This is a genomic window from Pseudomonas sp. NPDC089396 (assembly GCF_044749545.1).
In the GTDB taxonomy this organism is placed as follows: Bacteria; Pseudomonadota; Gammaproteobacteria; order Pseudomonadales; family Pseudomonadaceae; genus Aquipseudomonas.
The window spans coordinates 152,581-178,174 of the sequence record NZ_JBIVIC010000003.1; the positions used below are offsets into that span (position 1 = coordinate 152,581).

Genomic DNA, 25,594 nt, shown 5'->3' on the forward strand with positions numbered 1-25,594 from the left:
GCGTTGCGCTGCACCCTTCAGAAATACGCTATGCCGACGTGATGTGCCCTTCGCTAGGGCGCATGACGGCGATCGTGGCCCATCCAATCTTCACGCGCGCTTTGCCTCACTTGTCGCTCCCCAACAGATCGCTGCTGGCTTCAGATGACCGTCTTTCACCTGCTCAGTGAGCTCTCTTTTAAGAATCTTGCCGCTAGCCGTCATAGGAAAAGCCTCCAAGCAGAGGAAATACTCGGGCATGTCATAGCGCGATAGGCCGACCTCGTTCAAATGGAGAAGGATCTCATCGCTGCTCGGGGTAGCGCCTGGTACAGGGATGATGGCCAGGCACACCTTTTCTCCTAGTCGCTGATCTGCGACGGGAAATGCTGCCACTTTTGCAATGCCAGGATGACGTAGGGCTAGGTTCTCGATTTCCGCCGGATAGATGTTATGCCCGCCTCGGATGATGAGGTCTTTCGAGCGACCAACAATCTCGAGGTTACCTTCGGCATCGATCCTTCCCAGGTCTCCGCTCATGAACCAGCCCTCACGGTTGAATGACGCTTGAGTGGAGGCATGATTACCAAAATAACCGAGCATCAGCGTCGCGCCACGACCACCGATTTCACCAACCTCCCCTTGAGCGGCCTCAGTATCGCGATCTTCGGCCTTCCAAATTTTGACCTCATAGGCGGGGTTTTTTCGGCCCACCGGCTTGCCTACTGTGCGGGTAAGCGTCTCGATACTGTCGCTTGGAATCGTGGAGTTGTGAGAGCCGTTCTCACTCATCCCGTAGATGTTCTGAGGCACGATCCCCAGTGCTACCAGGCGCCTTGCTACCTCTTCAGGAATGGCGGCGCCCGCCATGTAGAACATTTTGACGCGCCCTAACCTTTCCAAACCACGCTGACGAAGCTCCTGAAGGAGATCGATCGCATGGGTGGGTACACCCATAATGTAATCGGCACTGGTTTCCAAAATCCGGTCGATGGGCGAAGCACCTTTAGGCTGATCGTTGACGACCATTTCGCACCCAGTCACAAAACACTGCTCGAATCCTACCGTGGCGATGTGGTGACTCAAGGGGCCAAGGCAATAGATGACATTCTCGCGTGTCATGCACCAATCGGCGACGAGTGCTCGGCCATTAGCCAGCAACGTGTTATCGCTATGCATCAAAGCTTTAGGATGGCCGGTCGTGCCGGAAGTAAGCGCAATGTAGACAATCTTGTCTGGATTCTCGTCTGCGGGTGGCAGCGATTTGACTACCTTGGCCCTTGGAAACACCTCGGCACCTTCAGGCAGCTGGAACTGGGAGATGTCAGGAGGGGCCACTGCATACGCACGACAGAAGCCATTCAGATCCTGAAGCCGAGCAAAAATATCCTTGGTGCCGGCATCAGCTCCATATCCTGGCTGACCAACGAAAGCACACGCCCCACAGCGCTCTAGCAGCGTGTAAATTTCGTCAACGGTGTGATTTTGATGAAGTGACTGCATGGACACGTAACCGTTACGCGAGCAGGCTAGTAGTAACACCACGCACTCAACACGGCTTGGCATCCACCCTGCAACGCGGTCACCACTTCGTAAACCAGCTTCATGGAGCCCCGCTGCTACGCTATCAGCCCAATCAACCAGCTGCTCCCAGGTCAGACGATGCTGACGATCTCGGAATGCAAACCGTGCTGGGTGTGAGGCAGCGTGACGACGCGCCAACGTGTACAACGTGGCGTCTTGCCATAAGCCGCGGGCATAGAAATCTTTAGCAATTGCCGGGTCGTGTAGGGTCATCAAAGTCGAGCGCATACTGCCTCCAATCTTATTTTTTTATCATGAGGTCTGTACTGGACAGGTTCTGAGATTTCAGTGGAATCCGCGCCCACCAGTAGCCAGGCGACCCATAAGGGCTGAGGGACGATAACGATCCTCCTGATAGTGCTGCTGGAGGTTGCTGAGCACCTGATGGAGAAAGCTCACACCCAACCGATCAGCCCATTCCAACGGGCCTAGTGGATAGTTCACGCCGTAACGCATGGCAGCGTCGATGTCTTCGGCACTCGCTACTGATTGCATCGCGGCATCTGCTGCTTCGTTTGCCAACATCGCAACCGTGCGAAGCACGACTAATCCTGGGCTGTCATCGACCACGCTGACACGCCAGCCCAACGCCTGCAGCAAACCCGTCGCGATTTTCAAAGCCTCGTCGGATGTTTGGTCTGCTTTGGCAATAGCCAATCGCCCAGGCTGTTGGTAATTCAAAGCAAGATCGAACAGCACCAGGTCGGGATAGCTGTCCTGACTACTCCGAACAGTCGCAGAGCGACCGTCACTCATGGCGAGCGTGCAGCCTTCCATTCGTAAAACCCCGCTGCCCGGGCGGCGCTGCACAGCTATCCCCTCGGCCGCGGTTTCCATCAAGGCATGCGCCGGGCCAAGATCCCCTTCGATTATCACGATTGATGGAGAAGCTTGATGACCTTGCTCTGCTGCGGCGGGCGGCTCTGATGCTGGGCCATACTGGTAAAAGCCTCGTCCAGCTTTTCGGCCCAGGTGGCCAGCGAGCACCAATTCTTGCTGTGTCAATGAGGGCTTGAACCGTGGGTCTTGGAAGTAAGCATTGAACACCGAGCAAGTCACAGCGTAATTCACGTCATGACCGATCAGATCCATCAGCTCAAAAGGCCCCATTGGGAAGCCTCCGCCCTCGCGAATCAATGCATCAAGGGTAGGTGCGGTGGCAACTCCCTCCTCGAGCAAGCGCAACCCCTCAGCATAGAAAGGGCGTGCGACACGATTAACGATGAACCCCGGGGTAGAACGGGTGTACACGGGTTTCTTGCCCCACGCGCTAGCGGTTTGATAAAGCGTTTGAGCTACCTGCTCGGCAGTTGCCAAACCAGATACGATTTCCACCAGCGCCATCAGCGGCGCCGGATTGAAGAAATGCAGCCCCGCCAGACGCTCTGGACGAGACAAATGAGCGGCGATGGCTGTGACAGACACAGAAGAAGTATTTGTAGCCAATATGGCGGTTGGCGCTACTACCTCTTCGAGTTGGGCAAAAAGCTGTTGTTTAGCCTTGAGATCTTCAACGATCGCTTCAACCACCAGCCCTGCTTCAGCGATATCTGTCAGTGAGCTCGCCACACGCAATGAGTCACCAGCTGCGATGGCTCGCTCAGGACTCATGCGCCCTTTTTCAACCAGCCTGGAGAACACGGCCCTTATCTGGTCGCGACTCTTGGCGGCTGCTCCCTCTCGGGCATCAAATAGCCAGACAATATGCCCCGCCATTGCTGCAACCTGGGCGATGCCGCTGCCCATTGCACCTACTCCGATTACCGCAACGGGAACCGATTGAGACAATGCGTTCATATCACGCTCCTCGTTCCATAGAGACTACCGCCTTACCATGAACCTGCCCGGCCTTGACCATAGCGAGGGCTTCACTGGCTGACTCAAAGTTGAACAAACGCATGATGCGAGGCTTCACCGCCCCCTCTCGCCAGAGCTGAAACAGCGCCGCCTGAGCCGCCTCCACTTTTTCCGGCGTCCGATTGCGGTAGTCGCTCCATTGCAGTCCGCAGACGCCGATATTCTTCAGAAGCAGGTAATTCACTTTAAGCGTAGGAATTTCTCCAGCCGCAAAGCCAATAACGACGATGCGCCCACACCACGCTGTTGCACGTAGGGCGCCAGCAAAGAATTGGCCGCCCAGTGGGTCAATGACGACATCAGCGCCTTGGCCATCTGTTACCGAGTAAACCTGCTCGCGAATCCGCTCTCTGAGATCTCCTCCGGACAGGTCGATGATGTGATCTGCCCCCGACTCTAAAGCGACCCGTGCTTCCACATCGCTACGCACACCTGCAAGCACAGTAGCGCCAAGGCCTTTTGCGATCTGAACTGAGGCAAGGCCGATTCCGCCCGCAGCACCGCCCACCAGGACGACATCGCCAGCGTTAACTCGCCCACGCTCAACCAGTGCAAAGTGGGCTGTCTGGTAGACCAATCCCATTGCTGCAGCTTCCGCATACTCTAGGCCATCCGGCATATGGAAGCTCTGAGCCGGAGTAGTAATCGCTTGCTCGGCCAGTGCTCCCCATTCGATCTGGGACATGATCCGGTCACCTATCGCATACCCTTCGACACCGGCACCGACTGCACTGACAACCCCAGCAAAATCTTTCCCAGGCGTAAAAGGGCGAGGCGGCAACAGCTGGTATTCGCCGGATATCACCAGCACATCTGGGAAATTGATCCCAGCGGCTTTCACATCCACAACTATCTCGCCTGCGCCTGGCTGCAGCGGAGGAAGCTCATCTATTTGGAGAGTGTGAGGCTCGCCATGTTCGTGCACTCGATAACTACGCATGGGATCATCTCCAATCAGATCAGCAATAGGGGATCTTGGGTTTCGTTGAGCCGAGGAGCGTTGGCGCAGACCTGGGCCGAGCGAAACAGCGGTGCAACGGGGCTTGGCAACGCAGGCACTTTGCGTCCGCCGGCGTCGACCTGACGGTCGAACAAGCGACGGGCTGCAACTTGCGCATCACGCACACCTTCTTCCAACGTTGCGACAATCGAGCAGCAGACATCTTGGCCCTCGAAGACTGCTCGCCAATGCAGAGAGGTATGGCGCTCCACCCTCTCACCGATTGCTGCCTTGACTTCCTCGGCGGGCGCTTGCTCCGAGCGCATTGCTTGAGGTAGGTCAATCAGGTCGCAGAAGAGCTCCCAAAATTTGGGCTCCAATGGCGCAGCCGCCAAGAAACGACCATCCGCAGTGGGGTAGATTTGATACCGAGGTGACCCGCCAGTTACTACTTCGTCGCTCATTCCAGGCCAGCGGTCTGATGCAAAGCCATTTCCAAGCCCCCAATACATAAACGTGTAGAGGTTGTCTGCCATTGCTACGTCAAGGTAGCAACCAAGGCCCGTGCGGTCTCGCTGAGTCAAAGCGAACATGATGTTCATGACCGCGGGATAGGCGCCCCCACCGATGTCAGCCGCCAAGACTTGGGGTAGAACTGGCTTGCCACCAGCCCCTGTCAGACCCAGGAGTCCGGTCTCCGCCATGTAGTTGAGGTCATGTCCTGCACTCTTGGCTTTGGGGCCCGTTTGGCCCCAGCCGGTGATTGAGCAATACACCAATTTTGGATTGATACGCCGTACCGACTCATAGCCCAGTCCGAGCCTCTCCATGACGCCTGGACGGAATTGTTCGATGAGGACATCCGCACGCTCAATCAGCGGTTTGAGCCTTTGCACAGCGTCAGGTGCTTTCAAGTCGATAGCGATCGACTGTTTCCCACGGTTGAGCAGCGCAAAGTTCACGCTGTCTTCGCCGAGCTTTGGCTCATAGGAACGCATCTCGTCGCCACGTTCCGGCTTCTCAAGTTTGACAACTCGTGCGCCGGCATCCGCCAAGATCAGGCTAGCCATTGGCCCCGGCAGCAATGTGCTGAAATCCAGAACCAAAAGGCCTTCCAAAGGTTGCATAGGGTTCACCTCTTATTGGAGTTTTCGGTGAAGCAGCCAGGATTATTTTTTAGATCTCGCCAACGCCACCTGAGCTCGGCGTGCTGGCGCATAAGCCGGGTCGCCCAACGCTCGGTACAACGACTCGGTGGTGACGCAATGCTCCGCGAGGCCGGTTCGCTCCAGCAGCTCGATCGGGCCCTCTGGGTACCCCAACCCCAGACGAAGAGTGAGGTCGAGATCGTTCGCCGTCGCTAACCCCGCATCCAGCTTGGCTAGAGCAGCGTTGTAGTAAGGTCGAACCAACCGGTTGACGATGCGACCAGGGAAGTCCGCGCAGACGGCTGTCTTGAGACCATGCGACTGGAACAGATTTTCAGCCAGCGCAACCGCCTCAGCCGCGCTGTTGGGTTGGCGCACAATTTCAACTAATGGGGTGGGATCTGCGTGCCCCAAGCGGAACCTCGCGAAGCCCAAGACATTGCTTCCTTCGGTGCCGCGCTGCTCACCTGTGTGCACACCTAAGCACTCGTCCTCGAGTTCAATGAGGATCAGCTTGAATCGCTGGATATCGGTGAGCTCGGCGAATGCGCGGCCCGAATCTTTGCCGATGATCATGAGCAAGTTGGAGTTAGGATCATGCGCTTCGATCAACGAATGCGAAGTCGGAAATGAGCGGCTGGCGCCAGCAGTCAGAATCATGCAGTTCATCGATCAGCTCCCGTAAATTTTGTTGGAGTCATACTCAAGGAAGCCGCGTTGGGTTTTACGCCCTAAGCGCTTGGCTGCCACCATCCTACGGAGCAAGGGTGGACAGGCCGCCCGAGGTTCATGGGTCACGCCATGTAACGCCTCACAGAGCAGTACCTGGGTATTAAGCCCTACCAGATCCAGCAGCTCCATCGGCCCCATCGCATATCCCAAGGCACCTTTGATGGCCTTGTCGATTTCTGCCGGTTCTGCCACACCCTGCTCTACCAGACGGATCGCGTCGTTGTTGAATGGCACCAGGAAGCAATTAAGGATGAAGCCTGGTTGATCTAGCGTTTTAACCGGCTGTTGTCCTAACCCTTCACAGATCGACCAAGCGCGATCAAAGGTCTCATCGGTGGTCTCCAGCCCAGGGGACATTTCGACCAACTTCATTAGCTGCGCTGGGAGGCAGAAATGCATGCCCACAAAGCGATCTGGGCGTCCGCTGACCGCTGCAATTTCGGTGATCGACAAAGTCGAGGTGTTGGACGCGAACAGAGTTGATGGGGAGCAATGTTCGTTCAACCGTTGGAACAGGGCGCCCTTCACCTTCAGGTCTTCAAAAACGGCCTCTATGACAAGATCACAGTCACTAACCTCGGCGGGATCAGTTGCCAAGCTAACTCGCCCCATGATCTCTTCGACCTGCTCAGGGGCTAGCTTGCCGCGCGCTACCGACTTCTCGAAGAAGTTCGCCATTTGCTGGCGTGCCGCTTCAAGGCGATCCCGCGCGACGTCAAAAAGCACAGTGTTGGCACCCCCGCGAGCGGCAACGATTGCTATGCCGGTACCCATGGTTCCACAGCCTGCCACGCAGATGGATAACTTGGACATTGGTCTTTTCCTTTGCTGTGAGCAGTTAACGTTCGACGAAACTGCGGCCGATGATTTGCCGGTGAATCTGGTTGGTGCCTTCCCAGATCTGCTCGATCTTCGCATCCCTGAATAGGCGTTCGACTCGGTACTCTTTGCAGTAGCCGTAGCCACCGTGCAACTGAATAGCCTCGGTAGCCATCCGCATGGCCAGGTCAGAAGCCCTGAGCTTCAAAATGGAAGCCTCAACACCGATGTCCGTTTCACCACTGTCGACCAGGCGAGCCACATTGAGCAGCCACCCTTCGCAGAGCGCCAGCTCGGAGGCCAGATCCGCAAGTAGGAACTGGATTCCCTGAAACTCAATGATGCGCCGAGAAGATTGGCGCCGACCGTTGATATACGCGACCGCGTCGTTGAAGGCGGCTCGGGCTATGCCCAACGAATGAGCGCCGATGCTCGGACGAGACTTATTTAAGGAGCCAATGAGCATTCGCAAGCCCTCACCAGGGCCGCGTATCAGATTCCGACGAGGTATGCGGCATTGGTCGAAATTCAACGTGGCGGTGCTGGAGGCACGATGACCAAGCTTGTCCTCCAGTCGAGCTACGCTCAGGCCTGGAGTGCCTTTTTCTATGACAACACATGAAATCGCCTCCTTGGCGTCCTCCACTCCGGCCCATTTCCCGAACACCAAGTACAAATCCGCGACATCGCCGTTGGTAATGAACGTCTTGCTGCCGCTGACGACAATATGGTCACCGTCCTCCCGGAAACTGGTTCTCATCCCGGTCGCATCCGACCCAGCATCGGGTTCGGTGATGACCAGTGCACCGAGACCGCCATTGGCAATTACGGGCAGTAGCCGTTCTTTTTGCTCATCGGTTCCGAACTCGATGATGGGCTTAATCGCGTGATAATTGGTTGCCCAGATGATGCCTGTGCTGGCGCATGCCGAGCTGATTTCGCGAACGCATGCCAGGTAAACCAGATACGACAGGCCTGCTCCCCCGTATTGCTCGGGAATGAACATCGCATTCAGACCCAGACGGTTGATTGCTTCAACGTTTGCCCAAGGGAATTCCTTGGTCTCATCATAATGAGCGGCACGGGGAGCAATTTCATTCTTGGCCAGCGCTCTGACAGACTCCAGGAGCATGGCCTCTTCAGGGTTGAGACCCAATTGACTATCAAGCCGCTCGATCACATTCATGGGTGTCTCCGGTGGTGCTTGAAATGGGATCAATGACCGAATTTATTGGCATCAGGCTTGCGGCGCTCTGCGAAAGCATCCTTAAGCTCGTGCGCTTCTTGGGAATCCAGGTAGGGTCGAAGAAGCAGGTCATGCGAAACGCGCGCGAGTCCAGCTACGCCGTTGTGACGTGCGGTAAACGCCGCCTTCAAGGAAGCCAACGCGAACGCACCCCGTTCAGCTACAGCCAATGCCATTTCACGAGTCGCGGACTCCAGTTCGTCGTCCGGAACCACCTTGTTGATAAGCCCATATTCCAAAGCTTGCTGAGCGCTGAGCTTGTCGTTCAGGAACCACATTTCTTTCGCCCGACGCTTGCCTACAAGATCTTCCAGGTACCATGTGCCGTAACCAGCGTCGAAGCTCCCCACCATAGGGCCCACCTGACGGAACACCGCGCTTTCTTTGGCGATCGACAGATCACACACGACTTGCAGCACATTGCCCCCACCCACGGCGTACCCATTGATACTTGCAATCACGGGTTTCTGAAGACGCTCGATGGCGTCATACATTTCGAGCGTTGGCAGCACGCCTGCGTACAGCAAAGAATCCTCCATTCCATCCTTGCGTCCCCCTGTGCAGAAGAAGCGATCTCCGGCACCGGTGATCACCAGCACACGGGTGCGGGTCTCGGTACGAATAGACTCGATGCAGTCGCGAATCTCGAGGCACATGGTCTTGGTAAACATGTTGCCGTCTTCAGGACGGTTCAGCGTCAAGGTGCCAACCGGGCCGTCTTCTTTGTACAAGATGGTTTCGTAATGCATGGCAGTTATCCTTAGGTGAATTGGCAGTCAGATGACTTCTTCATTTCGCAGCAGCTCAATCTGCTCGGATGTATAACCCAGCAGATCGCCCAGAACTTGTTGAGTATGCTCGCCCAGTCGAGGTGGGGCACTACGGTAGCCCGCAGCTTTCCCATCGAGGTGAATCCCCAGGCTAACCTGGGGCAATGCCTCTCCGTTTCGAGGAATTTGGAAAAACAGGCCACGGTCGTGGAAGTGCGCATCCTCCGTGACCTCGTCGACCCGGTAAATGGGGCCGGCGGGCACGCCGGCTGCCGCAAACAGCTCCAGCCACTCAGCTCGGGGCTTGTGCAGCAGGATGTCTTGAATCCCCGCGACAATTTCCTCTCTTCGCACTCGTCGCTGGGCATTGCTGGCGAGAGACGGATCAACTCCGATTTCTGGTCGTTCAACCAGATTCCAGAAGCGCTGCCAGATCCGGTCGGTTCCCAAGCTGAGTGTGAGCGGCTCGTCGGCTGTCTCGAATGTCTGATACACAGCGATGACACTGTCGCGGCCGCCGGTTCTGCGTGACACTTCGCCAGACCCAAGGTAAGGGATGATTCGCGGCGAAGTGAAACGCACCATACTTTCAGTCAAAGCGATATCGACTGTGGCACCCTGCCCTGTTTGCTGCCGGCGGTAGAGGGCCGCTAAAACCGCCATGGCAGTATCGCTTCCTGCAAGCATGTCAGCTGCGGGAGCGCCAACCTTTTGAGGAGAGGCTTCTGAGGGGCCGGTCAGATCCATGATCCCGCTGTAGCCTTCAGCGATGAGGTCGTAGCAAGGTTTGCTTGCATTGCGGCCGGTCAGCCCGAACCCAGTGATGCTGGCGACAATCAGCCCCTCCCGACCCGCTCGCAGTTGCTCCGGCGACATCCCAAGCTTTGCCTGTACGTCTCGTGTCTGATTGGTCACCACCACATCAGCCTTATCCAGCAGAGCGTCGAGTACGGTGCGGCCGCAGGGCTTGCTGAAGTCGAGTCGAATGCTTTGTTTGTTCCTGTTTACGCTGAGGAACCAAAGCGATTCGCCATCCAGGAAGGGTGGCCCCCAGAAGCGAGCATCATCACCGGTGGGCCGCTCGACTTTGATGACATCAGCCCCGAAATCCGACAACAGCATTGTTGCATAAGGCCCGGCGATCGACGTGGTCAGGTCTACCACGCACACCCCTTTGAGAATCGAGAAGGTGGTTTCCGAGTGACCTGTAGGAAGGCTGGTGGCTAACATTGGTTTCACCTTTTGCTTTTTGTAGTCTGGAGTGCAACCGGTGTGCCACTTGTCGAGGACTGCTGAAACATCAATGATTTACGGATGCTGCGCGATTATTTTTGATTGACAGATGCAGCAGAACTGACCGAGTTTGTATTTACGGAATACACCCAAGCTGAAGGCAGTGTCTCTCGGGGACACAGTGCTGACCTACAAGAATATGAGGTGCGAGTGATGCAACCCGGCTTTGAAGTGATCGCGTTTGATAGCGAATTTGCCGTGCTTTTTTGTACCGCTGGGATAGCAAACCCCTCCCATCAAACCGAGCTCGCTCAGCTCGTGAGGAACACACCGGGTCACAAGCAGATGGTGTCATTGGGTGCGGAAGATAGCCGTATCGGGCTCGTCCTCAGGCGCGCAGATCAGACTGTGGTGATCATTCACGAGCAGAACGCTGATCATGCATTGCTCGACTTCATCAGTACGGTCGATATCGCATTCGACATCCTCAAACACTTCATCACCAACCCCTATGAAGGGATTACGGTTGTCGATAAGGACGCGATATTGAGGTACATCAGTCCTGTCCATGAGCGGTTCTTTGGCTTTATACCAGGCGGTGCAGTCGGCCAGCCGGTACAGGAAGTCATCGAGAACACGCGCTTGCAGGAGGTCGTGCGTACCGGAAAAGCGGAGATTGGCCAGGTTCAGCAAATGCGAAACACATCTCGTGTCGTGAACCGCATCCCGATAACCCGGGGGGATGAGGTGGTCGGGGCGATTGGTCGGGTGATGTTCCGCGCCCCTGAAGAAGTCCATGAGTTGAGCCGGCAGATTTCATCCCTTCGGGCAGAGGTCAACTACTACGAGACGGAACTCACCCGATTACGGCACCGTACCTACGGCTTAGAGGAAATTGTCGGTGAGAGTGATGCCATCCAGCGGCTGAAAGCCCAGATTCGCAAGGTCGCTCCCCTCGATGTTCCTGTCTTCATCGCAGGAGAAAGCGGTACTGGCAAGGAGCTCGTAGCACACGCAATTCACAACTTGAGCCGGCGAAGCGAAAAACCGATGGTGGTTGTGAACTGTGGCGCACTGCCTGACACGCTGGTCGAGAGCGAGTTATTTGGCTACGACCAGGGAGCATTCACCGGAGCAAAGCGTGAGGGACGCTTAGGTAAGTTCGAGCTGGCTGACCGTAGCAGCTTGTTCCTGGACGAAATCGGCGATCTGCCGCTGGAGGCACAGGTGAAGCTGTTGCGTGTGCTTGAGGGCAGCAGCTTTGAGCGGGTTGGCAGCAATAAAGCACGAACCGTAGACTTCCGATTGATCAGTGCCACCAACAGGGATCTAAAAGGTGCCATCGAAAGCCAAGACTATCGGGCAGATCTCTTTTACCGAATCAATGGGGTGACCCTCACTATCCCACCTCTGCGCGAACGTCGTGAAGACATTCCATTAATCACCCGTCATTTCATCACGCATATCTCGCAACGAGTAGGTTCCAGTGTACGGAGCATCAGTCCTGAGGCTTTGGCTTTACTGCAGCGTCATTCGTGGCCCGGGAATGTTCGACAGCTGTACCATGAGATTCAGCAGGCTATCATCTTCGCCAGCCACCACGAGCTAGAGCCACGGGACTTCAGCCACCTGGCATTGCCTGACGAAAATCATGACCATAGAGCTCCGCTCGAACCCGCGCCTGTGACGATGAAGGACACAATGGACAACGTCGAGCTGAACCTGATTCGCGACGCTCTGAAAAAGTATGATGGCAATAAAAAGCGGGTCGCTGAGGAGCTTGGGATCTCCAGGTCATACCTGTACAAGCGATTGGCGGATCTGGATCACGAATGAGCCCAAGGTCGGAGCACTAGGGTCAGCTCACGGCCGCGCTACGATCAGCCCGGCCGGCTTGTGCTCTCCCTCAATCCGGTCGGAAAACCTTGGCATCACGCTGGGCTAATGCAAGCAGCTCATCCACGATCATCCTGACCTTAGGTTGAATGTACCGGGTACGTGGCCACATGACGTGGATAGGCATTTCAGCGCCAGAATATTCCTCGAGGACAGGAACAAGCGTGCCTTGCTCTATGTAGTCCTGGACTAGCCAGGTCGGCAACTGGGCTAGCCCTCCTCCCGCTAGCGCCATCTGAAGCAACATTTCACCGTCGCCCATTTCGTGCTTGACCCGAATCTCCTGCTCAATAGCGACCCCATCGCTATCCAGAAGCATCCAAGTCTTTCGGATGCCGTTCTTCCAACCCACGATGCAGTCATGGGCCAGGAGATCCTCCCGCTTGTGAGGAGTACCACGGAGCGTCAAATACTCTGGTGTGGCACAGATGAGTAAGCTTTGTGAACCGAGCTTTCTTGCAACGATTTCACTGTCGTCCTTGAGCGTCCCTATCCTCACGACAAGATCGATTCCCTCATTGATTATGTCGATAATTCGCTCGCTAAAGCTCACAGATAGGTCAAGCTTTTCATGACGAACTGTGAGGTTGATCAGCGTTGGAAGGATGTGGCGACGTCCAAATGCCGCAGGAAGGTCGATACGCAAACGTCCGACGGGCTCCTGATGCCCTGTGGTTAGAAAGTTCTCTGACTCAAGGAGCTCTTCCATAGCACGCAGGCAGCTCGACAGATACGCCTCTCCCTCATTCGTCAGGATCAATCGCCTCGTCGTCCGGTGGAGCAGCTTGACACCAAGACGCGCTTCAAGACGGGTGACGCTTTTGCCGACCGCGGAGCTCGTTACTCCTAGCTCATGAGCCGCAGCGGTGAAGCTCAAGGTTTGGGCCGCCGCGACGAACTCCCTTACCCCGTCGAAGGTGATCATCGACATTTTAGAATTCCAGGCAGCAATGTAGAGAATTTGAACGGGTTAATTCACAAATTCTACAGGAATACACTCAAGCTCTTGATGAAATGGAGAGCAATGATGAACTCAGTCGCAGCACCAGCGGAGTTAGATCTACCAGCTCCACGCCTGGATGGCCACCCAGGTTATCGTCGTCTTTTTGAAGAAAGAAAGCTCACAATCGGCTTGATTATGCCGCTCGAGACCCATCCTGGTAGACCCGCTCCAACGATGGCTGATCACGGCGAAATGGCCCAGCGTGCAGACACTCTAGGATTCGGTGCGCTCTGGCTCAGGGATGTTCCATTCTACGACCCGCACTACGGTGATGTAGCGCAGATTTTCGATCCTGTTCCTTACCTTGGCTACCTTGCAGCAATCACCAAACGAATCGCCTTAGGTACGACCGGCTTCGTGCTGCCCTTCCGAGAGCCGCTGATTTTCTCAAAGCAAATGACCTCTTTGGATCACCTTTCCAACGGTCGCCTGATGATGGGCATATCTTCAGGGGACAGGCCCGCTGAATATCCGTTGTTTGGTATTGATTTTGAAACACGCGGAAGCCGATTCCGAGAAAGCTATGAGGTTTTACGATCACTCACAGAGGAAAGCTTTCCTGCCTTTGAGTCACCTCTATTTGGACGGTCTAACGGAGAATTCGAGCTTGTGCCCAAGCCTGTTATTGGTCGTACACCAGCCTTGGCGGTAGGAAGATCACAGCAATCGCTTGCGTGGATTGCTGAGCATATGGATGGTCTGATTCGCTCTGCCCCGGAACCGTATCAACTGAAAGCCGCAGCGATGGAGTGGCGAAGCGCTCTAGTTGAGTTTGATAGCTCAGTCTTCAAGCCCCTAGGTATAGGCGCATTTGTAGACCTTTTCGAAAATGCCGATGCACCGCTGCGCCGTAGCTTCGGGGGCATTCGGACAGGTAGGAACATGCTAAAAGAGTACTTGCATGAAGCCCAAGAAGCAGGCATTAACCATTTCGCATTGAATCTGAAAGTCAGTCACCGGCCTTATCGTGAAATACTCCAGGAGCTGGCGGAAGAGATCCTCCCTCACTTCCGGTCACATGGATGAGCATGCCGGATTTAATCAGGTGGTGAGTTGAATCACCACCTGATGCCACTTCAATCTCAAGCTTTAGCTGGAGCAGCCCGGTACCGACCACGGCCAGAAGAATATGTTACTTCGACTTCGCTCAAGTTGTGCGACGCCAGCTCATCCCGCACCTGCTCAATGCTCAGGGGGCAAAGAGGGCCAATCAGAACTTCTTTAATAGCACTAATCCCTCTGTATGAAGTCAACAATTTATGATAGTTCGCTTGCTCATTGTAGACATTTTTCCTAACTCCTAGCTCATAATCGTCATCGATACGAGCATCAATTTCAATCATCGCCCTGACCTCCCGCTCGTCTCTGAAAAACTGGTCTTTATAGATAGCCGCATAACGTCGAAGCCCTATATCCAACATTATATCCTTAATCTTAGGGTTGTTATGCTCCAAGGTATCTACTAAGTCCTCCACCTTTCTGATAAACGCCGCTTGGTCATATTCTACTGATCGAAGCGCTACGTGTGACTTTATAGGCTGAAATCCTGCCGCTGTGGAGCGATTGAAAAGATTGTTTCTTGAAATACAAGCTTCATCAAAACCGATGCATAAACCCCTTCCGTCATCAGCATACAGACGCCACTGGCTTCCCAGGTCACCCTCCTGCGAGAAGCATCCAACTAATATCTGACAGCTGGTGCAGGAGATCTGCTCCGAGGCTGAGTCTCGGAGAAGTTTTTTCTTAATCCCTCGCGCCGACAAAACCTCCGAAATCAAGTCGAAACCCGTTACGTACTCGGTCTCATCATTAAGCTTAGTGATATCGGTGAGCCAGACCTCCTGAGTGGAGATAATGCTTGAAAAAACATTAGCGGTGCAGTAGTGATAAATCATTTTTCATCCATTACAAACGACTTACAGGTTATTTGATAGCATGCGGCCACGGCTTGCTGTCCTTGTTCAAGACAGGTGAGGCCCTGTTGCGTATGCCCCACTTATCAATCTCGACAGTCATGGATTGACACTGCTACTGCGCTACGTTCGGCCCGCTGCAGTGCTCGAATCCCACCCTCCTCCCAAGGCTTTATACAACTGAACCTGGGCCGTAAGCTGAGCCAGGTGATCAGTGAGCAGCTTCTGTCGGGCTGAAAGCAGCTGCCGTTGAGCGTCAAGCAAGGTGAGGTAGTTATCAACGCCTTCATCGTACCGTTGTTGAGCCATCTGAGTGTACTCTTCGGTCGCTTGCACCAGATCGTGTTGGCTACTGAGCTCTTCGTCCCACGTACCCAGAGCTGCCAATCCATCAGCCACCTCTCGGAAAGCCGTCTGGATTGACTGCTCGTAGTTCACCACTTCGATTTCCTTTGCAATCTTGGCGTAGTCCAAACTCGCTTCGAGTCGCCCACCTGTGAAGATCGGGATGTGAATCTGTGGGACAAAGCTCCAGCTCTCCGAACCGTTATCAAAAAGTCCACTGAGACGACTGCTGGCCGTACCTGCTCCGCCTGTCAGAGTGATGCTTGGGAAGAAGGCTGCTCGGGCGGCACCGATGTTGGCATTAGCTGCCAAGAGTCGGTGCTCCGCAGCTAGGATGTCAGGCCGCTGTCGAAGCAATGCGCTTGGCAAACCCTCAGGTATCTGAACGAGAATCTGGGTGTCCAGATCAGCGGAAGTTTGCTCTGCCGGTACCGTCGAGCCGAGCAAAAGCTGTAGCGCGTTCTTATCTTGGGCAACCTGTCGTACATAGGACTGCACCTGCCCTCTCGCGCTATCTACCAACGTTCTCGCTTGACGAACATCAAGATCAGACGCAGTTCCTGCTTGGCTGCCTGCAGTAGTCAATTCCAGGCTGTGCTGGTAGTTCTTCAGCGTTGAGCGAGTGATATCAAGCAACTGGCGATCTGTCTGCCAGGTAAGGTATGCCACTGCTACGTCAGCCACCAATCCAATATGCACGCTACGCCGGGCCTCCTCTGTCGCCAGGTAGTTTTCGAGCGCATTGCGATCCAGGCTACGAACACGCCCCCAGAGATCCATCTCATAGCTAGCTAATCCGACCTGCAGACTGTTGCTGCCTGCCGTAAGCTGTTTTCCGGTTTCAGACAGATACCCAGGAGTACGAGAGCGTCCGGTCGCCCCCTCAATTCCGATTTCAGGTGATAGAGCTGCACCTTGAATTCTGTATTTGGCGCGATAGGCAGCCACATTCAATGTGGCTTTTCGCAGATCCCGATTGTTGGTAAGCGCCAGATCAATCAATTGTCGAAGGTATGGATCCTGGAAAAACATTTTCCACTGAATGTGTGAGGCGTCTCCTAACGCATGCTGAGAATACGCAAGACCCGTTGGGTAGCGCTCCGGGGTAGTCGTATCAGGCCGACGATATTCAGGAATCATGCTGCAGCCGGCCAAGGTCAAGGTGAGCGCCGCAATCAAAGTCATTCGGTTCATTGCTGGACTCCGATATCGGCCAGGCTGCGCTCTCCGCATGCTTTCCTGGAAGAAATGAGTTTCATCACCACGACGTAGAACAGTGGCACGAAGAAGATGGCGAGGAATGTTGCGGCCAGCGTGCCGCCCACGACTGCTGTACCGATGGAGTGTTGGCTACCGCTGCCCGGGCCGTGAGCGCGAGCCAGTGGCAAGGTACCCATGACGAAGGCAATCGATGTCATGATGATCGGACGCAGGCGCAGGCGAGCTGCCTCAGTAGCAGCCTGAACCAAGGTACGACCCTGCTTTTCATATAGCTCTTTAGCGAACTCAACGATGAGGATGGCGTTCTTGGCCGCCAAGCCCATGGTGGTGAGCATCCCTACCTGGAAGAAAACATCATTCGACAATCCTCGCCCTAACGTCGCAGCCACCGCACCCAGTACGCCCAGCGGTACTACCATCATCACTGAAACAGGAACCGTCCAGCTCTCATACATCGCTGCCAAGCAGAGGAATACGATGAGCAGAGAAAGCACGTAGAGCATCGTGGATTGTGAACCGGCAGCGCGCTCTTCATAGGACAGACCAGTCCATGCCACATCGAAGCCACTGGGTAACTGAGACGCTATCCGCTCGATTGCGGCCATGGCATCACCGGTACTGTAGCCTTCAGCAGGTGTTCCGAGGAGCTCTACCGATGGAACGCCGGCGTACCGTTCTAGCTTTGGAGAGCCATACACCCATGTACCACTGGCGAACGCCGAAAATGGCACCATCTGTCCTAGCGCATTTCGGACGTACCACTTATCAAAGTCTTCAGGAGAGATGCGAGCATCCATTTCACCTTGCACGTAAACCCGTTTCACCCTGCCCTTGTCGATAAAGTCATTCACATAGCTCGAGCCCCAAGCCACCGACATGGTGTCGTTGATCGACTCAATCGTGACCTGCAACGCCCTCGCCTTTTCGTCATCAATCGTGACTTGATACTGGGCTTCATCATTCAACCCGTTCGGGCGGATGATGGAGAGCGCTGGTTCTTTGGCCACGAGCTTCATTAGCTGATCGCGCGCGGCCATAAGGGCGCTATGCCCTCGGGCGCCATTGTCCTGCAGGTAAAGATCAAACCCGGTCGCGTTCCCCATCTCCATGATGGCAGGGGGCACGATCGAAACAATGCTGGCTTCTGATATCGTTCGTGCAAACTGCGTCACGCGTTGTCCGATAGCGAATGCAGAATTCTCCTTCGCCCCTCTTTCCTCAAATGGCTTGAGGCGCACCCAGACAACGGCAGAGTTTTGCCCACGACCTGCAAAGTTGTAACCGCTGATCGTGAATGCCGAGAGCACACCAGCTTGCTCCTTCTCAAGCAGATAATGCCGCACCTTCTTCAGTACCGACTCGGTGCGTTCAGCGCTGCTGTTGGGCGGTGTCTGGATCTGCACGACCAAGAGTCCCTGATCTTCGTCCGGCAAAAAAGCAGATGGCAGATTCCGGAACATCAGAGCGACGCCGACAAGCAACATGGCATACACAACAAAAGTCCGTTTGCGGTTGCTCAAAATCCGGGTAATCGAGCGTTCGTAACGGGTGGTGTTCCGCTCGAACATGCGATTGAACCAAGCGAAAAAGCCCGTTGCTTTCTTGGCCTCATGAGGCTTGAGTATCGTCGCGCACAGTGCCGGTGTGAAAATCAGGGCGATGAGGACTGACAATCCCATCGCCGTGATGATGGTGATGGCGAATTGACGGTAGATGATGCCGGCGGAGCCGCCGAAAAAGGCCATGGGCATAAACACTGCAGTGATGACCAATGCGATGCCAATCAAGGCTCCGGATATCTGCTGCATGGACTTGTAGGTAGCTTCTTTCGGGGACAGATGCTCCTCCTGCATCAACCGCTCAACGTTCTCAACCACGACGATGGCGTCGTCGACGAGCAAGCCAATTGCTAGCACCATTGCGAACATCGTCATCACGTTGATGGTGAAGCCGCAGGCGTAGAGGACACCAAAGGTACCAAGCAGAACGACAGGGACTGCCAGAGTGGGGATCAATGTCGCTCTCACGTTCTGCAAGAACAGGAACATGACCAGGAATACCAGAACGATGGCTTCGAATAGCGTATGAACCACCGACTCAATCGACGCCTTCACTGATGGACTGGTGTCATAGGGATAAACCACTTCCACACCTGGCGGTAAATTTGCCTTCAGCTTATCGACTGTCTGTTTCACCCGCTCCACTGTCTGAAGCATGTTAGCCCCGCTCGCGAGGCGCAATGCGATACCCGCAGCAGGTTTGCCGTTGTAGTTGACGTCGTAGGAGTAGGTCTCGCTTCCCAATACGACCTCGCCCAAGTCCTTTAGGCGAATCTGCGAACCATCTGGCCGAACCTTTACCAAAATCTCCTTGAATTCATCCGCGCTGCGCAGGCGTGTTTTTCCGATGACATTGGCGCTCAGCTCAACACCTTGGCGAGTAGGAAGGCCCCCAATTGAGCCGGAGGAGATCTGAACGTTCTGAGATGCGATCGCCGCGCTTACGTCACTAGGCATCAGCTGATAGCTATTTAGTTTTGCCGGATCCAGCCAGATACGCATTGCATTTTGAAAGCCGAATACGAAGAAGTCGCCCACTCCTTGGGTTCGAGACAGCGGATCCTTGAAGCTCGATACGATGATGTTACCTAGATCGCCATAGCTCAGCTTTCCGTCGGTGGAGTAGATACTCACCAAGAGCATGAAATTCGCTTGGAATTTGACTACGCGAATGCCTTGGCGCTGAACCTCCTCCGGGAGGTTCGGCGTTGCAAGCTGGAGCTTATTTTGCACCTGTACCTGGGCGATATCTGGATTGACGCCTTGGTCGAAAGTGACAGTGATCTCGACGCTGCCATCACTGTTTGCGTTAGAGCTGATGTATCGCAGTCCATCGAGGCCATTGAGTTGCTGCTCAATGACTTGGATCACCGTGTCCTGAACGGTTTGAGCGGAAGCACCTGGATAAGTAACGGAAATCTGGACTGCAGGTGCGGCGATGTTGGGATATTGGTTAACGGGAAGGCTGTGAATCGCCAGCACTCCAGCGAGCATGATTGCCAGCGCGATGACCCAGGCAAAGATGGGCCGGTCTATGAAAAATCGTGACATCGTTGCCCCCTTAATTCGCGCTCAGAGCTGTTTTCAGCTGAACGTTGTTTGCAGGATGGGCGTCGACGATGGAGTCAGACTGGACGAACTGAAGTCCTTCGGTAATGACCTTATCGCCAGGCTCAAGACCGGCGTCGACCAACCATGCATTGCCTACAGTTCGAACCGTCGTGAGGTCTCGCAGCTGAACGTGGTTGTCATCACCAATGACCCACGCGGTTGCAATGCCGCGGCTGTCATGGATGATTGCTTGCTCGGGCACCAAGATGGCGTTCTGCCTGACTCCTTCTTTCACCCCGGCGTGAACGAACATGCCTGGCAAAAGCGCACGGTCAGGGTTCGGAAACACTGCCCTAAGCGTGACTGAACCGGTTCCCTGATCAACGCTGACTTCCGAAAATTTAAGCGTGCCCGGGATTGGGTAAATGCTTCCATCATCGAGTCTCAGGGTGACTTCAGCCCGATCGTCACCGGCAGACTTGAGATCACCTGATTTGAGTGCTCGCTTGAGTGCCAGGATACGTGTGATGGACTGAGTGACGTCGACATAGATCGGATCAAGCTGATTCACCTCGGCCAACGCGGAGGTTTGGCCGTCTGTGACAAGTGACCCCTCTGTCATCGACGAACGACCAATCCGGCCTGAAATAGGCGCAAGTACCTTGGTGTACTGCACCTTGATCTGTGCAACCTTTGCATCAGCTTGTGCCTGCTGCCAAGCAGCCACAGCGTCGTCGTATTGCTGCTGACTTACCGCTCGAGTTTTGAGCAAGCGTTCGTATCGCTCCGCGAGGTTTCGTGCAGACTTGAGATTGGCTTCGGCTCGGATCTGTTGAGCAAGGTAGGTACGCGGATCAATTTGATACAACGGCTGCCCCTGTTTGACCTCGCTGCCTTCTGTAAACAGTCGCTGTTGGAGAATGCCTGAAACCTGTGGCCGCACCTCCGCCATACGGTACGCGGAGGTACGACCAGGCAGGTCTGTAGTGAGCGTGATCGGCGCTTCGGTTACCTCGTAGTAACCGACTTTGAGTGCGTGAGCAGCCTCCGAATGGGTATCTGCCGGTTTGCATCCCGCCAGCAACAGCGCGCCGACAGGAAGCGCGCAGATAAGCCCAATCAAAATGGGTTTCTTCATTTGATCTCCAATGATTCATCAGCCCACAGCAATACAGCCGCATCCTTTTCAGGGCGCGACTGAGCCTGACGCTGTAGCGCTAGACAGAATGTTTAAGGTGGTTTTATTAGAGGTGTGGCTAGAAGACTCGATTGAGCAGTAGCTCGAGGCAGGGCCTTGGAAAGCCCCAGCTGTCGGCTTGCCTCAAATGCACCCGCGCCTGCGGGTTAAACGGGTCGGGTTGGAAGCTCTAGCTCGCTGACTTGGCGCTGATTCTACGGGCACTAGCTAAAACGATTAATCGCAAGAAATTCCATTCATTTCATCCTTGAATTCCAAAATATAGGGAAATAGCCCTGCTTCTGAACGAAATCGATGCCGTAGCTGCCTTTTCAGCTCAACCTGTAGGTAGGTGGGCTCGAAAGCTTGCAAAAGCTGAGGGCACACGCAACCATTGATAGCTATATGACAGCATCTCTAGACGGCAATTTTGCTGTCTGCGGCTGTTCCATTTACGCGCACAAGACTTTGCCGGGAGTGGCTCCATTTCCAAGTCATCTGGGCAAATTCTGCCGCTGCTTTTCTCTGGATGGATGTTACCGAATGGATTTACTGCTGCTCCCTCAGAGCTCGAAAACAGAGCTTGCGGACATCTACCGCCGCGCCTTCCGCAACTCAACCCATCTGTACATAGTCAGCGCCTACCTCACCCACTGGGACATCGAGGAAGATTTAGGCAAGCAGTGCGAGACCTTTACTTTTATCGTCGGCAAAGACTTTGGAATCACTCGGATAGCGGCTTGCAAGCAGGTGCTCAAGTGGCTTCCTGAGAAATGGCACGAGGAGTTCCTCGTTGCAGAAGGTATCGTGGGCTTTCACCCGAAGGCGGTTTTTTGGCGGGAGGTGAATGGATCATGCCACGCACTCGTAGGCTCATCCAATCTCTCCAAAGCAGCGTTTTCATCCAATCACGAGGCCAATGGGTACTCGCGTATTTCGAAGACAACGTTCCGAGCGGCCGAGAAGTGGATTGAGAATCTCGCGAACAATTGCGCGACACTCGATTCGAACTGGCTTGCGGGCTACCAGGAGGCAAAGCAGCCGAGTAAACCTAAGCGACAGGGGCGGCAGGATGGGGATGACGAAGGGGCGGTTTTCGAGCTAGAGCTACCCAATCCGAAATCCCTTTCAAGGCTCGATCAGGTGCTAGCTCGACGTCGAGGGCAAATGCGTCAGTTCGCTAGGTTCCGCTCGGAGCTGGAGACTGCTTTCCGGGCAGCAGCGGATAAAAAAACCTGGAGGGCCGGCGACGATGCGAGATTCTACGACCAGCTCAACAGTCTCTGGTGCCATGGCCATCGCAATCGCTTCCAGGGTGCGGGCTGGGAGCGTCAGGGACGGAGCAGTAATTTCCAGGAACTGGCTATCAGCGTAGTACGCGTGCTCAATGCCAAAGAGATATCGCGGGATAGGGTTGTCAGGCTTGAGATTGATCGTCTTGCCAGCGCTGGGGTCAACACACGTGGAGCTCTATTCTCTGAGATGCTCTGCCAATTTTTCCCCAAACGATACTTTGTACTAAATTCCCCGATCCGCGATTGGCTGCTAGGAACAGGCGCTGACAGGGTGAGAGGTGCAAGCCAGGGAGCCAACTACATCCGATCGGCGCGATTGCTCCGCATCGCGCTGAGTCGGGCCAAAACCTATCCCGCTAAAAATCTGGCTGAACTCGATGCCGTTATCTGGAGGGAGCGCAACCCTTACGCCGCAGTGTGAATAGGACATGTAGAAAATGCTTCCGCGAGCGGTAGACCCTTCAGACACACGAATCCATAGCATGGCGCTGATGCGGATTCAGAGTGACGATGCGTCTATCCGCCCAGCCACTGCTTCGGGACGGAGATAGAACCACTGGAGTATGCGCGCCTATCGCGTAGCCATTGATTTGATCCTGATCCATCCATAACACAGTGCTGCTCCCATCCCCGCGCCCGCGATGACTAGGCACATCGGCCGCGGCGAGCCGTCAGCCAAGGCACCGACCAGCGCACTGAACGCTGCTCCCATTGCGAACTGCATCGACACCGCCAACCCGGCGGCGGCTCCTGCATTGGCTGGGAATAACTTCAAAAGACTGGCAACGCAATTCGCCCCCATAAGACCGGTGACACTGACGTACAGCACGACCAGTAGGACAATGCCCTCCAAGCTCCGAACTCCTGCGCTCCCCAAAAAGCCCAATCCCAATGCCGCCACCGTGATGATTGCCGCGCCGACACCGAGCATTGCCAAAGGGCCATACCGGCCGACCAGTCGGGCGTTCAGCAAGGTAACCACAATTACTCCCGCGATGTTGAGGGCAAATAGCAATCCGTAGTCGCGAGGCGAAACGTCGAAGTAGACGATGTAGACATAGGGCGAAGCGGTAATGAACGCAAACATTCCACCGAACGACAAACCCATGCACAGGATTAACGCCAAGGCTCGAGAGTTGCGTGCAATCTGCCAATAAGCAGCCACCGCCGCTCGGAACGTTCCCGCTCGTCTTTCGACAGGATGTGTTTCGGGAATGAACAGCAGGCTTGCGCTTAGGCAAATAGCGGCGAAACAGAAAAGCCCCGCAAAAATTGCTCGCCAGCCGTCTAGCAACATCAGGAAGCTCCCAGCGAGTGGAGCGACGAGAGTGGCGAGCATGGTCACCAGATGCATCAGCGAAAGGATCCTGGCCGACTCGTTGAGCGGAAAGATGTCACGCACGATAGTTCGCGCCAGTACCGAGGCGGCAGCTCCGCCCACTCCCTGAAGGAAACGCCAGGCGATCAGTTGCTCCACGCTTCCCGCCGCCATGCAGCCGATAGTTGCGGCTAAGTACAGCACCATCCCCCATAAAAGGACTGGCCGGCGTCCATAACGGTCGGCACAAGGGCCATGGAAGAGCATTCCGATACACAGCCCGGCGAGGAAAACGCCGATCGTCATCTGCACGCGACCCGTGTCGGCAGTTAGGTCTTGAGCGAGGCTGGGTAGGCTTGGCAGATAGGTATCGATGGACAACGGGGCAAACGCCACTAACGCAGCCAGTAACACGATCAGACGACTAGGATGGGTCAAGCGAACGCTCCGCAGGTCAAATTCGATAATATCTTAACATTCTAGGTGCTCCAGCCCGAATTTGTTAATATATTAATTAGAAATCCACGTGGAATTTTTGACCTTGTTCCTTACCGTGATCGACCAAACCCCTGTGCACGAGCACTACACCTCAGGTACCGCACCTGCGGCCTCTCTGGAGCTGGCCCAGGCCTGTGATCGTTTGGGCTTCCACCGATACTGGTTGGCCGAGCATCACAACAGCATCCAGTTCGCTGGAGCCGCTCCAGAAATCCTACTAACCCGTATCGCTAGTGCCACTCAGCGCATGCGCGTGGGCAGCGGCGGCGTAATGCTCAGCCATTACAGTGCCTACAAGGTCGCGGAAACTTTCGCCTTACTCGGCAGCCTGTTCCCCGGGCGCATTGACCTTGGCATCGGTCGTGCTCCAGGCGGCAGCCACCTGAGCAGTATCGCGCTGGCGGCGCCAGGCGAACTCCTCGGGCACGATCACTTCCCGCAGCAGGCGGCCGAACTTTGCGCGTTCCTGCGTGGCAAGTTCCCCGCTGATCACCCATATGCTTCCCTAACTTGCCAACCGGAGGCAGGGACGCTGCCTTCGCTGTGGATGCTCGGCTCTGGTGGTGGCAGCTCAAATCTTGCAGGTCAGCTGGGTATGGGTCTGGCCCTGGCGCAATTCATTGCACCCAACACCTGCTCTCCAGGCATCTTCGAGCATCACGTTCGGGCATGGCGCCAGGCCGGCAATGACGAAACGCCGCCGCGCCTGTTGGCTTTAGCAGTTGTTTGCGCAGATTCGGACGAAGAGGCGCGCTTTCTCGCTGGCACGGCGGTGTATCGCAAGATGAGTGCAAGGCACGGCGCGCGTGAGCCATTGCTTAGCCCGGAACAGGTACAGCAGCGATATTCGCGCATGAGTTTGGAGGTGCGCTGCGAGTATGCGCAGACACTCGACGCAATGGTCGTCGGGTCAGCGCACACCTGCCGCAGCAGAATCGAAGCTTTCGCTCGGGATTATGACTGCAAGGAGATCGGAATCGTTACGGTTACCCACCGCTTCGAAGACCGTAAGCGCAGCTATGAGTTGATCGCGTGCCGTTAAGGGGCGATGCGCTTGAGGTCGTTCAATAGCCCTAACAATTGCTGCAGCTTGTCTTCTCCAAGCTGCGCCTGGATCTTGCGGTAGTTGGCCTCCATACCTTCACGCATCGCACTGAAGCATGCCTGGCCACTGTCAGTCAGGGTCACGAGTACTCGCCGCTGATCCTCAGCGGCCTTGCGCCGGCTGACCATCCCATCACGCTCCAAGCGCCCAAGAACTCCCGTCATACTCGGTTTTAGGATGCATGCTAAATGCGCGAGCTGATGGCTTTCCAATTCGCCTTCCTGATGCAAGATGCGAATCACCCGCCATTGTTGCTCAGTCAGGTCGTGATCGTTAAGAAGAGGCCTGAAAAATGCCATGGCTGCCTCTCTCGCTTGGAGCAGGCTTAACGTCAACGAGGGTTGTGTCTTGATCATCGTTGGGCTCTGTGCTGATAGAGACTGCTATGGAGATAGGCGCCGCGCG

At 55.2% G+C, this 25,594-nt stretch carries 20 protein-coding genes; 4 read left to right on the top strand and 16 right to left on the bottom strand.

The annotated features are described in order from the left end of the window. Positions 1-90: 90 nt before the first annotated feature. From ACIPZB_RS06700 to ACIPZB_RS06740, 9 genes are read right to left on the bottom strand one after another with little or no spacing between them, the layout of a single operon-like run. The gene (locus tag ACIPZB_RS06700) at positions 91-1,791 is read right to left on the bottom strand and encodes a class I adenylate-forming enzyme family protein (protein WP_400639496.1); all 1,701 of its coding nucleotides are present in this window, start codon (positions 1,789-1,791) and stop codon (positions 91-93) included. A gap of 57 nt (positions 1,792-1,848) precedes the next feature. Further along, entirely contained in the window at positions 1,849-3,360 is a 1,512-nt protein-coding gene (paaH, locus tag ACIPZB_RS06705; protein WP_400639497.1) for a 3-hydroxyacyl-CoA dehydrogenase PaaH, read from the bottom strand. 1 nt (position 3,361) lies between these two features. After that, positions 3,362-4,360 carry an NADPH:quinone oxidoreductase family protein gene (locus tag ACIPZB_RS06710; protein ID WP_400639498.1) on the bottom strand — a complete coding sequence of 333 codons (999 nt, stop codon included), beginning with the start codon at positions 4,358-4,360 and terminating at the stop codon, positions 3,362-3,364. Between the two features lie 14 nt (positions 4,361-4,374). Then, the gene (locus tag ACIPZB_RS06715; RefSeq protein WP_400639499.1) at positions 4,375-5,487 is read right to left on the bottom strand and encodes a CaiB/BaiF CoA transferase family protein; all 1,113 of its coding nucleotides are present in this window, start codon (positions 5,485-5,487) and stop codon (positions 4,375-4,377) included. A gap of 42 nt (positions 5,488-5,529) precedes the next feature. Further along, positions 5,530-6,177 (bottom strand): 3-hydroxyacyl-CoA dehydrogenase family protein, encoded by a 648-nt coding sequence (locus tag ACIPZB_RS06720; protein ID WP_400639500.1) that lies wholly within the window; start codon positions 6,175-6,177, stop codon positions 5,530-5,532. A 3-nt stretch (positions 6,178-6,180) separates the two neighbouring features. Continuing rightward, on the bottom strand, positions 6,181-7,053 hold the full coding sequence (locus ACIPZB_RS06725) for a 3-hydroxyacyl-CoA dehydrogenase family protein (protein WP_400639501.1): 873 nt from the start codon (positions 7,051-7,053) through the stop codon (positions 6,181-6,183). Positions 7,054-7,078: 25 nt separating this feature from the next. Further along, positions 7,079-8,245 (bottom strand): acyl-CoA dehydrogenase family protein, encoded by a 1,167-nt coding sequence (locus ACIPZB_RS06730; protein ID WP_400639502.1) that lies wholly within the window; start codon positions 8,243-8,245, stop codon positions 7,079-7,081. Positions 8,246-8,274: 29 nt separating this feature from the next. After that, the gene (locus ACIPZB_RS06735; RefSeq protein WP_336085023.1) at positions 8,275-9,054 is read right to left on the bottom strand and encodes an enoyl-CoA hydratase-related protein; all 780 of its coding nucleotides are present in this window, start codon (positions 9,052-9,054) and stop codon (positions 8,275-8,277) included. Between the two features lie 27 nt (positions 9,055-9,081). Beyond that, positions 9,082-10,305 carry a CoA transferase gene (locus tag ACIPZB_RS06740; protein WP_336085022.1) on the bottom strand — a complete coding sequence of 408 codons (1,224 nt, stop codon included), beginning with the start codon at positions 10,303-10,305 and terminating at the stop codon, positions 9,082-9,084. A 105-nt stretch (positions 10,306-10,410) separates the two neighbouring features. Here ACIPZB_RS06740 and ACIPZB_RS06745 point away from each other — a divergent pair, with 105 nt between their 5' ends. Further along, positions 10,411-12,144, top strand: coding sequence for a sigma-54 interaction domain-containing protein (locus tag ACIPZB_RS06745; RefSeq protein ID WP_400639503.1), 1,734 nt, complete (start codon positions 10,411-10,413; stop codon positions 12,142-12,144). Between the two features lie 70 nt (positions 12,145-12,214). Here the strand turns inward: ACIPZB_RS06745 and ACIPZB_RS06750 are convergent, their stop codons facing one another. Continuing rightward, on the bottom strand, positions 12,215-13,135 hold the full coding sequence (locus ACIPZB_RS06750) for a LysR family transcriptional regulator (RefSeq protein WP_400639504.1): 921 nt from the start codon (positions 13,133-13,135) through the stop codon (positions 12,215-12,217). A 96-nt stretch (positions 13,136-13,231) separates the two neighbouring features. Between ACIPZB_RS06750 and ACIPZB_RS06755 the strand changes: the two genes are divergently transcribed. After that, positions 13,232-14,233, top strand: coding sequence for an LLM class oxidoreductase (locus ACIPZB_RS06755; RefSeq protein WP_336085015.1), 1,002 nt, complete (start codon positions 13,232-13,234; stop codon positions 14,231-14,233). 56 nt (positions 14,234-14,289) lie between these two features. On the opposite strand, the gene ACIPZB_RS06760 is transcribed toward ACIPZB_RS06755, so the two are convergent. The 4 genes from ACIPZB_RS06760 to ACIPZB_RS06775 form a co-directional block, all read right to left on the bottom strand. Continuing rightward, on the bottom strand, positions 14,290-15,102 hold the full coding sequence (locus ACIPZB_RS06760; protein ID WP_336085013.1) for a DUF2971 domain-containing protein: 813 nt from the start codon (positions 15,100-15,102) through the stop codon (positions 14,290-14,292). A gap of 141 nt (positions 15,103-15,243) precedes the next feature. Continuing rightward, entirely contained in the window at positions 15,244-16,659 is a 1,416-nt protein-coding gene (locus ACIPZB_RS06765; protein ID WP_336085011.1) for an efflux transporter outer membrane subunit, read from the bottom strand. Then, complete coding sequence (locus ACIPZB_RS06770) at positions 16,656-19,796, bottom strand: efflux RND transporter permease subunit (RefSeq protein ID WP_336085009.1); 3,141 nt, start codon at positions 19,794-19,796, stop codon at positions 16,656-16,658. Before ACIPZB_RS06770 ends, ACIPZB_RS06765 begins: the two co-directional genes overlap by 4 nt. A 10-nt stretch (positions 19,797-19,806) precedes the next feature. After that, complete coding sequence (locus ACIPZB_RS06775; protein ID WP_336085007.1) at positions 19,807-20,934, bottom strand: efflux RND transporter periplasmic adaptor subunit; 1,128 nt, start codon at positions 20,932-20,934, stop codon at positions 19,807-19,809. A 582-nt stretch (positions 20,935-21,516) separates the two neighbouring features. On the opposite strand from ACIPZB_RS06775, the gene ACIPZB_RS06780 reads away from it, so the two are divergent. Further along, entirely contained in the window at positions 21,517-22,689 is a 1,173-nt protein-coding gene (locus ACIPZB_RS06780) for a phospholipase D family protein (protein WP_336085005.1), read from the top strand. Between the two features lie 150 nt (positions 22,690-22,839). Here ACIPZB_RS06780 and ACIPZB_RS06785 read toward each other — a convergent pair whose 3' ends face one another. After that, positions 22,840-24,024: a Bcr/CflA family multidrug efflux MFS transporter gene (locus ACIPZB_RS06785; RefSeq protein ID WP_400639506.1), complete on the bottom strand. Its 1,185-nt coding sequence runs from the start codon at positions 24,022-24,024 to the stop codon at positions 22,840-22,842. Between the two features lie 88 nt (positions 24,025-24,112). On the opposite strand from ACIPZB_RS06785, the gene ACIPZB_RS06790 reads away from it, so the two are divergent. Then, positions 24,113-25,126, top strand: coding sequence for an MsnO8 family LLM class oxidoreductase (locus ACIPZB_RS06790; protein ID WP_336085001.1), 1,014 nt, complete (start codon positions 24,113-24,115; stop codon positions 25,124-25,126). Here the strand turns inward: ACIPZB_RS06790 and hpaR are convergent. Further along, positions 25,123-25,545 carry a homoprotocatechuate degradation operon regulator HpaR gene (hpaR, locus tag ACIPZB_RS06795; protein WP_336084999.1) on the bottom strand — a complete coding sequence of 141 codons (423 nt, stop codon included), beginning with the start codon at positions 25,543-25,545 and terminating at the stop codon, positions 25,123-25,125. The genes ACIPZB_RS06790 and hpaR overlap by 4 nt on opposite strands. Positions 25,546-25,594: the final 49 nt, after the last annotated feature.

Coding starts and splice junctions, on each gene's coding strand:
- hpaR (WP_336084999.1), bottom strand. CDS start 25,545: ATGATCAAGACACAACCCTCGTTGACGTTAAGCCTGCTCCAAGCGAGA.
- ACIPZB_RS06760 (WP_336085013.1), bottom strand. CDS start 15,102: ATGATTTATCACTACTGCACCGCTAATGTTTTTTCAAGCATTATCTCC.
- paaH (WP_400639497.1), bottom strand. CDS start 3,360: ATGAACGCATTGTCTCAATCGGTTCCCGTTGCGGTAATCGGAGTAGGT.
- ACIPZB_RS06750 (WP_400639504.1), bottom strand. CDS start 13,135: ATGTCGATGATCACCTTCGACGGGGTAAGGGAGTTCGTCGCGGCGGCC.
- ACIPZB_RS06780 (WP_336085005.1), top strand. CDS start 21,517: ATGGATTTACTGCTGCTCCCTCAGAGCTCGAAAACAGAGCTTGCGGAC.
- ACIPZB_RS06765 (WP_336085011.1), bottom strand. CDS start 16,659: ATGAACCGAATGACTTTGATTGCGGCGCTCACCTTGACCTTGGCCGGC.
- ACIPZB_RS06755 (WP_336085015.1), top strand. CDS start 13,232: ATGAACTCAGTCGCAGCACCAGCGGAGTTAGATCTACCAGCTCCACGC.
- ACIPZB_RS06720 (WP_400639500.1), bottom strand. CDS start 6,177: ATGAACTGCATGATTCTGACTGCTGGCGCCAGCCGCTCATTTCCGACT.
- ACIPZB_RS06770 (WP_336085009.1), bottom strand. CDS start 19,796: ATGTCACGATTTTTCATAGACCGGCCCATCTTTGCCTGGGTCATCGCG.
- ACIPZB_RS06700 (WP_400639496.1), bottom strand. CDS start 1,791: ATGCGCTCGACTTTGATGACCCTACACGACCCGGCAATTGCTAAAGAT.
- ACIPZB_RS06710 (WP_400639498.1), bottom strand. CDS start 4,360: ATGCGTAGTTATCGAGTGCACGAACATGGCGAGCCTCACACTCTCCAA.
- ACIPZB_RS06715 (WP_400639499.1), bottom strand. CDS start 5,487: ATGCAACCTTTGGAAGGCCTTTTGGTTCTGGATTTCAGCACATTGCTG.
- ACIPZB_RS06735 (WP_336085023.1), bottom strand. CDS start 9,054: ATGCATTACGAAACCATCTTGTACAAAGAAGACGGCCCGGTTGGCACC.
- ACIPZB_RS06730 (WP_400639502.1), bottom strand. CDS start 8,245: ATGAATGTGATCGAGCGGCTTGATAGTCAATTGGGTCTCAACCCTGAA.
- ACIPZB_RS06740 (WP_336085022.1), bottom strand. CDS start 10,305: ATGTTAGCCACCAGCCTTCCTACAGGTCACTCGGAAACCACCTTCTCG.
- ACIPZB_RS06775 (WP_336085007.1), bottom strand. CDS start 20,934: ATGAAGAAACCCATTTTGATTGGGCTTATCTGCGCGCTTCCTGTCGGC.
- ACIPZB_RS06725 (WP_400639501.1), bottom strand. CDS start 7,053: ATGTCCAAGTTATCCATCTGCGTGGCAGGCTGTGGAACCATGGGTACC.